Annotated in this window: 11 protein-coding genes; 7 read left to right on the forward strand and 4 right to left on the reverse strand. The window is 51.0% G+C overall.

The window, feature by feature from the left end; genetic code table 11:
* The first annotated feature begins 30 nt into the window (after window positions 1-30).
* Together dusB and JXR92_RS17455 are read left to right on the forward strand one after the other, a co-directional pair.
* Window positions 31-1,011 (forward strand): tRNA dihydrouridine synthase DusB, encoded by a 981-nt coding sequence (dusB, locus tag JXR92_RS03570; RefSeq protein WP_138346098.1) that lies wholly within the window; start codon window positions 31-33, stop codon window positions 1,009-1,011.
* A gap of 335 nt (window positions 1,012-1,346) precedes the next feature.
* Complete coding sequence (locus JXR92_RS17455; protein ID WP_005834280.1) at window positions 1,347-1,472, forward strand: hypothetical protein; 126 nt, start codon at window positions 1,347-1,349, stop codon at window positions 1,470-1,472.
* Here the strand turns inward: JXR92_RS17455 and JXR92_RS03575 are convergent.
* From JXR92_RS03575 to JXR92_RS03585, 3 genes are all read right to left on the reverse strand, one after another.
* Window positions 1,469-2,434, reverse strand: coding sequence for a phosphatase PAP2 family protein (locus JXR92_RS03575; RefSeq protein WP_005830954.1), 966 nt, complete (start codon window positions 2,432-2,434; stop codon window positions 1,469-1,471). The two genes, JXR92_RS17455 and JXR92_RS03575, sit on opposite strands and share 4 nt — an antisense overlap.
* On the reverse strand, window positions 2,425-3,432 hold the full coding sequence (locus JXR92_RS03580) for an NAD-dependent epimerase/dehydratase family protein (RefSeq protein ID WP_044468321.1): 1,008 nt from the start codon (window positions 3,430-3,432) through the stop codon (window positions 2,425-2,427). The genes JXR92_RS03575 and JXR92_RS03580 overlap by 10 nt, the downstream gene beginning before the upstream one ends.
* Before the next feature lie 75 nt (window positions 3,433-3,507).
* Window positions 3,508-4,440: a cation diffusion facilitator family transporter gene (locus JXR92_RS03585; protein ID WP_463320141.1), complete on the reverse strand. Its 933-nt coding sequence runs from the start codon at window positions 4,438-4,440 to the stop codon at window positions 3,508-3,510.
* Window positions 4,441-4,635: 195 nt separating this feature from the next.
* Between JXR92_RS03585 and rnr the strand changes: the two genes are divergently transcribed.
* Complete coding sequence (gene rnr, locus JXR92_RS03590) at window positions 4,636-6,780, forward strand: ribonuclease R (RefSeq protein WP_117601070.1); 2,145 nt, start codon at window positions 4,636-4,638, stop codon at window positions 6,778-6,780.
* A gap of 71 nt (window positions 6,781-6,851) precedes the next feature.
* A complete protein-coding gene (locus JXR92_RS03595; protein ID WP_117601069.1) occupies window positions 6,852-7,328 on the forward strand; it encodes a pyridoxamine 5'-phosphate oxidase family protein in 477 nt (158 codons plus the stop codon).
* Window positions 7,329-7,391: 63 nt separating this feature from the next.
* Here the strand turns inward: JXR92_RS03595 and cysK are convergent, their stop codons facing one another.
* Window positions 7,392-8,339, reverse strand: coding sequence for a cysteine synthase A (cysK, locus tag JXR92_RS03600; protein ID WP_117601068.1), 948 nt, complete (start codon window positions 8,337-8,339; stop codon window positions 7,392-7,394).
* Between the two features lie 220 nt (window positions 8,340-8,559).
* Between cysK and epsC the strand changes: the two genes are divergently transcribed.
* From epsC to JXR92_RS03615, 3 genes are all read left to right on the forward strand, one after another.
* Window positions 8,560-9,459, forward strand: coding sequence for a serine O-acetyltransferase EpsC (gene epsC, locus JXR92_RS03605; RefSeq protein WP_117601067.1), 900 nt, complete (start codon window positions 8,560-8,562; stop codon window positions 9,457-9,459).
* Window positions 9,460-9,647: 188 nt separating this feature from the next.
* Window positions 9,648-11,147 (forward strand): THUMP domain-containing protein, encoded by a 1,500-nt coding sequence (locus tag JXR92_RS03610; protein ID WP_138346100.1) that lies wholly within the window; start codon window positions 9,648-9,650, stop codon window positions 11,145-11,147.
* A gap of 20 nt (window positions 11,148-11,167) precedes the next feature.
* Window positions 11,168-13,393: a S9 family peptidase gene (locus JXR92_RS03615; RefSeq protein WP_138346102.1), complete on the forward strand. Its 2,226-nt coding sequence runs from the start codon at window positions 11,168-11,170 to the stop codon at window positions 13,391-13,393.
* Window positions 13,394-13,462 lie beyond the last annotated feature (69 nt).

Raw genomic sequence — 13,462 nt, forward strand, 5'->3', positions numbered from 1 at the left:
TGTACTTTTGCGGACAAATCCGCTTAGATTATGAAGATTAAAGATATAGACCTGGGCCCACGCCCCGTATTCCTCGCCCCGATGGAGGACGTCACCGACCCTGCTTTCCGCCTGATGTGCAAGCACTTCGGAGCAGACATGGTATATACCGAGTTCGTTTCTGCCGATGCCTTGATACGCTCCGTAGGCAAGACCCAGCAGAAACTGAATATCAGTGATGAAGAGCGGCCCGTAGCCATACAGATATACGGACGGGACACCGTCACCATGGTAGAAGCCGCCCGCATCGTGGAGCAGGCACACCCGGACACGCTGGACATCAACTTCGGCTGCCCCGTGAAGCGCGTTGCCGGCAAGGGTGCCGGTGCCGGTATGCTACAGAACATTCCGCTGATGCTGGAAATCACTCGTGCCGTGGTAGATGCCGTGAAGATTCCCGTCACCGTGAAGACCCGCCTGGGCTGGGATGCCAACAGTAAAATCATCGTAGACCTTGCCGAGCAGTTGCAGGACTGCGGCATTGCCGCCCTCACCATCCACGGCCGTACCCGCGCCCAAATGTATACCGGTGAGGCGGACTGGACACTTATCGGCGAGGTGAAAAATAACCCACGCATGCACATTCCCATCATCGGCAACGGTGATATCACCACTCCCCAACGGGCCAAAGAATGCTTCGACCTCTACGGTGTGGACGCCATCATGATAGGCCGTGCCAGCTTCGGCCGCCCGTGGTTCTTTAAGGAAGTGAAGCATTATTTGGAGACGGGCGAAGAACTCCCTCCGCTGAGTTCCGAATGGCGGCTGAACGTACTCCGCCAGGAAGTGGAAGACAGCGTCAACCTGCTGGATGAACGACGGGGCATACTGCACGTGCGCCGCCACCTGGCAGCAAGCCCGCTCTTCAAAGGGATTCCCAATTTCCGCGACACCCGGATAGCCATGCTGCGGACAGAGACGAAGGAGGAACTGTACCGCATCTTCGAAGAGATAGAACCGTTGCTGCCATAGGAGAAAACCGCATACGATTTTTACCATCGAGTCCGATACTTGAGCAATCATCCTCACGCCCCTTCTTGAATAGCTTCTGAGAGGGGGGGGAGTATTCAGACACAGATGACACGCTTTGTTGCCATCCGCATAACTCACTGTCTGTCAGCAAGAAATTTTGCCAACCACTTGCCTTGCCCTTGGCAAACTTTTGCCATGCCTATGGCAAAGCCTTGCCAATGGGAAGGCAAAACCTTGCCAACAAGGAGGCAAGAAAAAAAACATTGTTTCTTTGGCAGAAAGAAACAAGTCCCTATATTCGTCTTCCCAAGAAAGAATCCCATAAATATGTCTTTATGAAAAAGAAAAAACTACTCAAACAGCTCATCGTAAACTTCCAGCATTCACTTCCGGCAGAAGTTTATCCGCGTACATTGGTATTGCCCACAGACAGTGGAAAGATAATCACCGTGCCCGACTAGCGGAACATCGGCTGCGCAAACCATCGCTTGAACATCCACGTGGCCAGGATATAAATGCCGAAAGCCGATACGAAACCCACGATAGAGTCTATCAGGTAATGTGCCTGGATATAGACCGTAGCCCCACACAACAGCAGATAGAAAGGAAACAAGCAGGCAAACAGACGCTTGCTGCCACGCCATGCCATAATCATCAGTACCGTAGACATTCCGACGTGCGAACTGGGAAAAGCAGCCGTGGGGCGCTCACCCACCTGCTGGGAACTCTCCACCAGGTTGTAGAAGAAGCCGTGCTCATAGCCCGGACCGGGAAGAAGTTCCTGATGGTGATGGAAATAGTCACCGATGGACGGGAAGATACCTTGCGCCACATGGTCGCTTCCAATGGCGGGGAAGTAGAACTGCGGCCCGGCAACGGGGACGAAGATATAAATAAGGTAATAGATGAAGAAAGCGGTGACGATGACGAACGAAACCTTCTCGAAAAGGTCGAAACGATAAAGGAAATACCACACCACCACCAGCAGAATCATCGGATAATAGAAGAAGTATCCCATATTGAACGGCTCGCTCACCCACATCTGCGGAAACCTTTCACAGAACCATACAGCAGGCTGTCCGCCAAACATCCACTGCTCCACCGACGCGAACACGTGGTCGAGATTGGGGAATATCCGGTTGAACTCAAAGGTGTCGGGATACCAATAGGAAAGCAGTGACATCTGGATGGCTATGCGCACAAAGGCAGAGAACTTGCAGGGTGCCAGCCGGTAAAGATACATCAGCAGGAACGTCATACCCGCAATGACAACACGGTCTGCAAGCATCTGCACCGGATGATCCATTTCCTGAAAAAGAAACAGAATGAGAATGGAAGTCAGCAAATTGTATATCAGCGTAATCTTCTCTACCGCAAAAAGCCCCTTACGGGTTTCTACCCTTTTAAATAAATCTAAAGCCATCCCTTATCCTTATACCAGGCAATGGTTTCCTTTACACCCCGTTCCAGGTCGTACTCAGGACTGAAGCCCAGTTCCTCGACGGCCGGTGTGATGTCACACTGCCAGTTGCGTTGTTTCATTATTCTATACTTGTCCGAATTGAGCGTACTGGTCTTGTTCTGCCGCTTCGCCCAAAATTCAGCGAGCAAAGATACGACTTTCAATACAATTAACGGACATCTCAGGCGAATAACAAACGGGTTGCCCAATTCTTTCCTTATCAAATCGGAAAAAGCACGGCTACTATACACCTTCCCGTCAGCCAGAAAATAGGCGCGGCGGGACACCTGCTTCTCTATCCCGAGGAAGACGGCCTGCACGATGTCCTTTACATATACAAACGTCAAGTCCTGGCGGCGGAAGCCCACAGAAAAGTCCGTATGCTGCCGGATGGACTTTGCCATAAGATAATAATCCTTCTCACGCGGCCCGTATACACCCGTCGGCCGGTAGATGACGTAGGGGAAACCCGGAATACTCTGCAAATAAAGTTCTGTTTTCAGTTTACTGAGCCCGTAGGCGGTATTGGGTGAAGGGGGGTCACTCTCCATAATCGGGTCGTAGGTCCTCTCGCGTACCGGACCGAACACACTCAGCGTACTGATGAAAATAAACTGCTTGGGAATCATGTTCAGCTCCCTCAGCGTATCGATGAAGTATTTGGTCTGCAGGTAATTCACCAAATCGAATTCGTTCTTGTCCACGCACTTCGTCACACCGGCACAATGAACAATATAATCAAACTTATTGTAGGTCCCTTTATGTCCCGAAAGCTGCGCCCTCAGTTCATTGGGATGCGCAAAGTCCAGTTCGAGAAAATGTATCTTGCGGTCACGCAGATACTCGCGGCTGCTGGACGAGCGTACACCCGCCCACACACCGAACTTGCGCTTCAACGCTTCCTCCACGATGAAACTTCCGATAAATCCGCTTGCTCCTGTAATTAAAATCGATTCCACTTCTTCAGTTACAAATTACTAATTACTTTTCATCCGATTACTTTTCATCCAATCCGTCACCTTGGCGCTCCTTTATTACTTTGTCGCCTCGTTACTCTTCTTCACCGGCTCCACATGGATGCTGACCAGTGTTCCTTTGCCGAACTGCCTTTTCAACTTGTTCTCCACCGCCGTTGCCGTCTCGTGAGCTTCCTCCAGCGAGATGCTGCCATCCATACGCACATGCACCTCGATGGCACAATAACTGCCGATGCGACGCGTACGAAGGTGATGCGGCGAGCTGATACCGGGAAAAGAGAGAATTGTCTTTATTATCTCATCCTCTACCTCGGCAGGCAATGATTTCTCCAACAGTTCGTCCACACACGGTATCAACAATTGCACAGCCACCTTCATAATGAAGAAGCTGACAATAACCGCCGCCACCGGGTCCAGCACCCGCCAATGGTCACCCAAAAGAATGGCTCCACCTATCCCCACTGCCGTGCCTATGGATGAAAGCGCATCACTCCGGTGATGCCAGGCATTGGCAACAACCGCCTGCGAATTCAACTTCCTACCCTTGAAAACGGTATATTGATAAAGCACTTCCTTGAAAACGATGGATACCAATGCAGCCACCAGCGCCAGCATACCGGGCTCCTGCAAAGAACCGCCTTGCAGGAAACGGTAAATGGAGGAAGCCCCGTTCCAGAAAATGCCGAATCCCACAAACAACAGAAAGACACCGATAATGGCAGTTGCCAGCGTCTCGTACTTGCCATGACCGTAATCGTGCCCCTCATCCTCGGGCTTTGCTGAGATGCGCACAAATACAATGACAATAATATCTGTAATGAAATCCGACAAAGAATGCACCGCATCCGCCAGCATGGCGGCACTGTGCCCCACAATACCTGCAAAGAACTTGAAGACAAGCAAGAGAAAGTTTACCACACTTCCCACAACCGTCACCCGGTAAATGTCTTTTTCCCGTGTGGCATCTGCTTTTTTGTTCAGAGTTTGCATTTCCATCTGCTTTTCGTCTAAGGTACAGCCTATCTCGCTTTTTGTGCAAATATAGTACATAAATCCATTACAATCTGTCGTCTCTTCATTATTTTCAATAGAATGATAATATTTTGAAGTCTGAGTGAACGAAGGAACGTATTTATTTGTTTACTTTGCAAGAGAGAACAATGTGCACATTAATTCATTATCATTATGGCCAAAAAGAAAGAAAAGAAAGCCGGCAAACGCATGAAGAAGAAAGAACTCGTCAAAGTGTTGCTTGAATTCTTCCACACAAAGCAAGACGAAGTATTATCCTTGAAATACATCTTTGAACAACTTCACCTCACCACACATCCGCTGAAGATGCTGTGTATGGATATCTTGTCCGAACTGTCAATGGACGACTATATCACAGAAGTGGACAAACACAAGTACAAGCTGAACAACCACGGTGTGGAAATGACCGGAACCTTCCAGCGCAAAAGCAATGGCAAGAACTCCTTCATCCCCGAAGATGGAGGTGAACCGATATTCATAGCCGAACGCAACTCGGCACATGCCATGAACAATGATAAAGTGCGTATCGCCTTCTATGCCAAGCGCCGCGGACGCGAAGCCGAAGGAGAAGTCATCGAGATACTGGAACGTGCCAACGACACCTTCGTGGGTACCCTGGAAGTTGCCAAGTCATACGCTTTCCTTGTAACGGAAAACCGTACGCTTGCCAACGACATCTTCATCCCCAAAGAGAAACTGAAAGGCGGCAAAACGGGCGACAAAGCCATCGTAAAGGTGGTGGAATGGCCCGACAAAGCCAAAAACCCCATCGGTCAGGTAATCGACATCCTGGGACGCGCCGGAGACAACACCACCGAGATGCATGCCATCCTCGCGGAATTCGGGCTGCCTTATGTCTATCCAGCCGCCGTAGAGAAAGCCGCTGACAAGATACCCGCCGAAATCTCCGCCGAGGAAATAGCCCGACGCGAGGACTTCCGGGGCGTAACCACCTTCACCATCGACCCCAAAGATGCCAAGGACTTCGACGACGCCCTCTCCATCCGCAAACTGAAAGAGGGACTTTGGGAAGTGGGCGTACATATCGCCGACGTGACCCATTACGTGAAAGAGGGCGGCATCATAGACAAGGAAGCCGAGAAGCGTGCCACATCCATCTACCTCGTAGACCGCACCATCCCGATGCTCCCCGAACGATTGTGCAACTTCATCTGCTCCCTCCGCCCCGACGAAGAGAAGTTGGCCTATTCCGTCATCTTCGAAATGACGGAAAAGGGAGAAGTGAAGAACTCGCGCGTAGTGCATACCGTCATCAAAAGCGACCGCCGCTTCACCTACGAAGAAGCCCAGGAGATTATCGAAACCGGCAAAGGAGACTTCAAGGAAGAGGTGCTCCAACTGGATAAGCTTGCCAAAATACTGCGTGAGAACCGCTTTAAGGCAGGAGCCATCAACTTCGACCGCTACGAAGTGAAGTTCGAAATTGACGAGAAGGGCAAACCCGTCAGCGTCTACTTCAAGGAGTCGAAAGATGCCAACAAGCTGATAGAGGAGTTCATGCTGCTTGCCAACCGTACCGTAGCCGAAAAGATAGGCCGTGTGCCCAAAGGCAAGAAAGCCAAAGTGTTGCCATACCGTATTCACGACCTCCCCGACCCGGAGAAGCTGGACAACCTGGCACAGTTCATCGCCCGTTTCGGCTACAAGCTGCGCACCAGTGGCACAAAGACCGACATTTCCAAATCCATCAACCACCTGCTGGATGACATCCAGGGCAAGAAGGAGGAGAACTTGATTGAAACCGTCTCCATCCGCGCCATGCAGAAGGCACGCTACTCCGTACATAACGTGGGGCACTATGGTCTGGCTTTCGATTACTACACCCATTTCACCTCGCCCATCCGCCGCTATCCGGATATGATGGTGCACCGTCTGCTCACCAAGTACTTGGACCAGGGAGGCCGCACCGTGTCCGAACAGAAATACGAAGCCCTCTGCGAGCACAGCAGTAACATGGAGCAGATAGCCTCCAACGCGGAACGCGCCTCCATCAAGTACAAGCAAGTAGAGTTCATGACCGAACGCCTGGGACAGACCTTCGACGGTGTCATCTCCGGTGTAACGGAATGGGGCCTCTACGTGGAGCTGAACGAAAACAAATGCGAAGGCATGATTCCCATCCGTGACCTCGACGATGACTATTACGAATTCGACGAAAAGAACTACTGCCTACGCGGGCGCCGTAAAAACCGGATATACAGCTTGGGAGACGCCATCACCGTCAAAGTGGCACGCGCCAATCTGGAGAAGAAACAACTGGATTTTGCACTGGTATAGAATAACCCTATAATTTAAAATCATCCCCGATCCCTTTCTTTCAGAGAGAGACCGGGGATGAGACCTGCACGATGAAGACGATTACTATTACGGACCCTACACAGATTGAGGAAATTATCCGCAAATGTCCATATTGCATAGTGGGCATCACAGACCTTGAAGGAAACCCATATGCGGTTCCCATGAACTTTGCCTATCAAGACGGAGTGATATACTTGCATTCCGGCCCGGAAGGTAGTAAAGTGGAGATGATAACAAAGCACCCGCAAGTTTGCATCACCTTCTGCGAAGGACACGAACTGGTCTATATGCACCGGCAAGTGGCATGCAGCTATAGCATGAAGTCGCGCAGTGTCATCTGCCATGGAAAAGTACACTTCGTGGAAGACATGGAAGAGAAGCGACGCGTACTCGACATGCTGATGAAGCAATACACGGAGAATGAATGCAAATATGCCGAACCTGCCGTACGCAATGTCAAGATATGGGAAGTGAAAGTAGAGAAAATGAGCTGCCGGTCGTTCGGGTTAAGACCAAGCGAACTATAAATACCATCTGCCAGCTACCTGCTCCACATTGATGGAGCGGATAACCGGCAGAAATGTTTGCTCTTACAATGGGTATTCCTCAAACGCATACAACAGCGTCGAAAGATACCGTTCTCCCGTATCGGGCAGCAGCGCGACAATCGTCTTGCCCTCATTTTCGGGCAACCTTGCCAGGCGGGCAACCGCAGCAACGGCAGCCCCCGAAGAGATGCCGACCAGCAATCCCTCATACTTCGCCAGTTCGCGACCCGTACGGATGGCATCATCATTGGATACCTGCAGCACTTCGTCTATCACGGCACTGTTATAGTTCTTCGGCACAAATCCCGCACCGATACCTTGTATTTTATGGGGACCGGGCTTTCCGCCGGAAAGTACGGGAGAATCTTCGGGCTCCACAGCCACAATCCTTACCTTCGGGTTATTGGCTTTCAAGGCTGCGCCCACTCCGCTCACCGTGCCTCCCGTACCTACACCTGCCACAAAAATATCCACCCGACCGTCCGTATCACGCCAGATTTCCTGTCCCGTAGTACGCTCGTGCATTGCCGGATTGGCAGGATTATCGAATTGCTGCAAAATCAACGAACCGGGGTTGGCGGCCTTCAGTTCCTCGGCACGGGCTATGGCGCCTTTCATACCGTCAACACCCGGAGTCAGCACCAGTTCCGCACCGAGAGCTTTCAAGAGGTTGCGGCGCTCCAGACTCATTGTGTCGGGCATTGTCAGTATCAGCTTGTAACCTTTGGCGGCGGCTACAAAAGCCAGCCCTATGCCCGTATTGCCACTGGTAGGTTCGATGAGGGTGGCACCGGGCTTCAACAGCCCTTTTGCCTCGGCATCTTCTATCATGGCAAGCGCCACGCGGTCCTTCACGCTACCGGCAGGGTTAAAATATTCCAATTTGGCGATAACACGGGCTTTCAAACTTTTATTCTTGTTATAATTATTCAACTCCAACAAGGGAGTGTTGCCTACCAGGTCGGTAAGGCGTTCTGCTATCTTCTTCATAATCCAACTGTTTTAAAAACCCTCATTCCCCCTAAGGGAAAAGACTAACAATCCGGAGTGGAATGAGGTACGTTATTTCTTACAAGACAAAAGTAGCGCAAAATCGGTTCGTGGGAAATACCACAAATATGGTAAATATGTACTATAAATGAGGGATATGTAGGATATTTGACGAGTATTTCCTATCTTTGCCTCCACTTTTAAACTTAAGGATATCATAATGAGTCCACTCAACTTTACCCACATTTTGACACAAGCAGTCGATGAGCTATCGGAAAGCGAATCATACAAGGGATTGTTTCACCAGCATACGGACGGCAATCCGCTGCCTTCGGCAAAAGCGCTGCGCGACATCATCGAACTGGCGCGGGCCATCATCTTCCCCGGATATTTCGGAAATTCCACGGTCAACAGCCGCACGGTGACTTACCATATCGGTGTCAACGTGGAGCGCTTGTTCGACCTGCTGACCGAACAAATCCTTGCCGGACTCTGCTTTGCAGGCGATGGCGAATGCAATTGTTGTACCGAGCTCCAACGGGAAGAAGCCGCTTTATTGGCTGCCAAATTCATCAGCAACCTGCCGGCCATGAGACGGGTGCTTGCCACAGATGTGGAGGCTGCCTACAATGGTGACCCCGCCGCACAGTCGTTCGGCGAAGTCATCAGCTGTTATCCGGCCATCCGAGCCATCAGCAACTACCGCATTGCACACGAACTGCTCAAGTTGGGTGTCCCCCTCATTCCCCGCATCATCACCGAGATGGCGCATAGTGAAACAGGAATCGATATCCATCCGGGAGCGGAAATAGGCGGTTATTTTACCATCGACCATGGTACGGGTGTGGTAATCGGCGAGACCTGCATCATCGGCAACAACGTAAAGCTGTACCAGGGTGTGACCCTCGGTGCCAAGAGCTTCCCGCTGGACGAAGACGGCAAGCCCATCAAGGGTATTCCCCGCCATCCCATTCTGGAAGACAATGTGATAGTCTATTCCAACGCCACCATATTGGGACGCATCACCATCGGACAAGGAGCCACTGTGGGCGGCAATATCTGGGTGACGGAGGATGTTCCGGCAGGAGCGAGAATTGTACAGACAAAGGCGAAGAAATGAGAAGCCTCAAACCTCGTTTAAAAGGCAATATTGCTGCATTTGTCAGGCACTTGTGTCTGTCACGTCAGACACAAGTGTCCAACACAACAAACACCGGTGTCTGAGCCAACAGACGCCAGTGCCTAACAAACGGGAGGCAAATTACTGATAAACAATAGAATAAAAACAGTAAAATAGTAAATAAATAGATGAGCGAACAATCTTTTGAAATGATTGCCAAAACCTTCCAAGGACTGGAAGAGGTACTGGCACAAGAGCTGACTGCACTGGGCGCCAACGAAATAGAAATAGGCCGCCGCATGGTATCTTTCAGTGGTGATAAGGAAATGATGTACAAAGCCAACTTCTGCCTGCGTACAGCCATCCGGATACTGAAACCCATCAAACACTTTACAGCCAAGGATGCCGACGAGGTTTACGAACAGATTAAAGCCATCCGATGGGAAGACTATCTGGATACGGACAAGACCTTTGCCGTGGACGCGGTTGTATTCAGTGAAGAGTTCCGTCATTCCAAGTTCGTTTCCTACAAGGTGAAGGATGCCATCGTAGACTATTTCCGCGAGAAGACCGGCGAACGTCCCGGCGTGCGTGTCAACAAACCGGACGTGCTGCTGAACATACACATTGCCGAAACCAAATGTACGCTGTCTCTCGACTCCAGCGGCGAATCGCTGCACCGCCGCGGTTATCGCCAGGAAGCAGTAGAGGCCCCGCTGAACGAGGTGCTGGCCGCCGGCATGATATTGATGACTGGCTGGCGTGGCGAATGCGACCTGATAGACCCGATGTGTGGTTCGGGAACCATTCCCATCGAAGCGGCGCTGATTGCACGCAACATCGCTCCGGGCGTATTCCGCAAGGAGTTCGCTTTCGAGAAGTGGGTGGATTTTGACCAAGAGCTGTTCGACACGATATACAATGACGACAGTCAGGAACGCGAATTCACACATAAGATTTACGGTTACGACAACAGCCCGAAGGCAAACGAAATTGCCACACACAATATAAAGGCTGCCGGCGTAAGCAAGGATGTAGTATTGAAGCTGCAACCCTTCCAGCAATTCGAGCAACCTGCGGAGAAATCCATCATCATCACCAACCCACCCTACGGGGAGCGTATCTCTACCAACGACCTGCTGGGACTTTACTCCATGATTGGCGAGCGTCTGAAACACGCCTTTACGGGCAACACTGCATGGGTTCTATCTTACCGCGAAGAGTGCTTCGACCAAATCGGGCTAAAAGCCACCTCCAAGATACCTTTATTCAACGGTGCACTGGAATGTGAATTCCGCCAGTACGAAATCTTCGACGGAAAGTACAAGGAATTCCGTGCCGAAGGCGAGGAGTTGAGCAAGGAGCGCAAAGAATTTCGTCCGGCTTCAGGAGAAAGGAAAGAGTTCAAACCCGGAGAAAGACGCGAATTCCGTCCCCGATTCAGTGGAGAGAGACGTGAATTCAGTGGCGAAAGACGCGAATTCAACGGTGAACGCAGACCAAGAGAATTCAAGGACGGCGAAAAGCGAGAATTCCGTCCGCGTGAAAGAAGAGAGTTCAAAGACGGGGAAAAACGGGAATTCAGACCGAGGGAAAGACGCGAATTCGGTGGAGAACGCAGAACAAAGTCGGGTGAGTCTTACCCGGAAAGAAAAAGAAGAGAGGCGGGAAAGAAGGAAGAAGAATAACACGAACAATGACAAGGAGAATGAATGCAAAGAAAATAAGTAAGAGCATTCTTGCACTGCTGATGGCAGTGCCTGCTCTGTTTACAACAAACGTCATGGCACAAGAACTGAAAAAGCCGACCCTGGAAGACCTTATTCCCGGAGGTGAAACCTACCATACTGCCGAAAACAAGTGGTACCAGTGGTGGGGCGATGCCGCTTGTCTGGAACTTGGCATCGACAATATAGAAGGTACATGGGCTGTCAAAGGATTAGGTGCCAAGCCCGGAGAGAAATTCACTGCCATCACATTGGAAGAAGCCAACGCGCTGCTGGAAGAAAAAGGACTTGGAAAACTGCGTCACTTTCATGCTGCAAAGGCTGTCAACGTACCCCGAGGCGTCAATCAGGGTATTCAAGTCCAAATAGACCCACTCCTGCTGCTGAACACCGGCAAGTACCGTGCCCTCGTCGACTGGAAGAAGAAAAAAGTCATCTGGAGCCAGCCTTGCCCCGCCCAAGCCGCAAATGAGGATTGGAACGAGGTAAGCCGCCATTTGGCTTATACTATCGGCAATAATCTCTATGTGATGACCAGTGACGGGCAAACCCTGAAAGTCACCAACGAACCGGAAGGTATCGTCTGCGGACAAAGTGTGCACCGCAATGAATTCGGCATTTCAAAAGGCACTTTCTGGAATCCTGCCGGGGACCTGCTGGCCTTTTATCGAATGAACGAAAGCATGGTCACCCCCTATCCATTGGTTGACATCACGACAAGAATAGCACTGGTGGATAAAATACGCTACCCCATGGCCGGCATGCTCAGCCATCAGGTAAAGGTAGGTATCTACAATCCGGCTACTCAAAAGACCATCTACCTGGACATGGGCGACCCAAAAGACCGCTACTTCACCAACATCACCTGGGCACCGGATGGCAAAAGCCTCTATCTGATAGAGCTAAACCGAGACCAGAACCACTCCAAACTGTGCCAGTACGATGCTGAAAGCGGAAAGCTGCAACAAGTGCTCATCGAAGAGAGACATCCCAAATATGTGGAGCCGCAATCTCCCATTCTATTCCTGCCATGGGACAGCTACAAGTTCATCTATCAAAGCCAGCGTGACGGCTTCAACCATCTGTACCTATACAATACGGAAGGGGAACTGTTGAAGCAACTCACCTCCGGCCCCTGGCTTGTACAAGACATCGTAGGTTTTAACCGGAACACGAAAGAGCTCATCATCAAGAGTACGGAAATCTCTCCTTTGCAGAGCAACCTTTACGCTGTCAACCTGAAGAATGGCAAACGCAGCCTGATAGGAGACCCAACCGGCGTGCACTCGGCACAAATCTCCGGTTTCATGGGAACTTACCTCATCGACAATGCCTCTTCGCCCACTTGCCCCCGTATCATAAAACTGATGTCCACCAACCCGAAGAAACAACGGGAACACACACTGCTGACAGCCAAGAACCCCTACGAAGGCTTTGAAATGCCCAGCATAGAAGTAGGCACCATCAAAGCCGCAGACGGCAAGACAGACTTGTACTACCGCCTGATAAAGCCTGCCGACTTCGACCCGGCAAAGAAGTATCCCGCCATCGTCTACGTATACGGCGGCCCGCACGCCCAGATGATAACGAACGGCTGGATGAACGATGCCCGCGGCTGGGACATCTACATGGCAAACAAAGGCTACATCATTTTCAGCCTCGACAACCGTGGCAGCAGCAACCGTGGACTGGAGTTTGAAAACGCCACCTTCCGCCAGCTGGGCATCGAAGAGGGCAAAGACCAGGTGAAGGGCGTAGAATTCCTGAAAAGCCAGCCTTATGTGGACGGAGAGCGTATCGGCGTGCACGGCTGGAGCTTCGGAGGACACATGACTACGGCGCTGATGCTGCGCTATCCCGAAATTTTCAAGGTAGGTGTTGCCGGCGGACCCGTCATCGACTGGGCATACTATGAGATAATGTACGGTGAACGTTATATGGACACTCCGCAGACGAACCCGGAAGGCTACAAGCAGACGAACCTGAAAAACCTTGCCGGTAACTTGAAAGGACATCTGCTCATCATACACGACGACCACGACGACACCTGCGTGCCGCAGCACACCCTTTCATTCATGAAGGCGTGCGTGGATGCCCGTACCTATCCCGATTTGTTTATCTATCCCACGCACAAGCACAACGTCCTGGGACGCGACCGTGTGCATCTGCACGAGAAGATAACCAGGTACTTTGAAGATTATTTATAGAAAGGATTAGGGATTAAGGATTTGCACATCATGCTATACGACGGGAAACATTAAGAGTTCACTAACCGC

The organism is Bacteroides parvus, from assembly GCF_017309675.2.
In the GTDB taxonomy this organism is placed as follows: Bacteria; Bacteroidota; Bacteroidia; order Bacteroidales; family Bacteroidaceae; genus Bacteroides; species Bacteroides uniformis.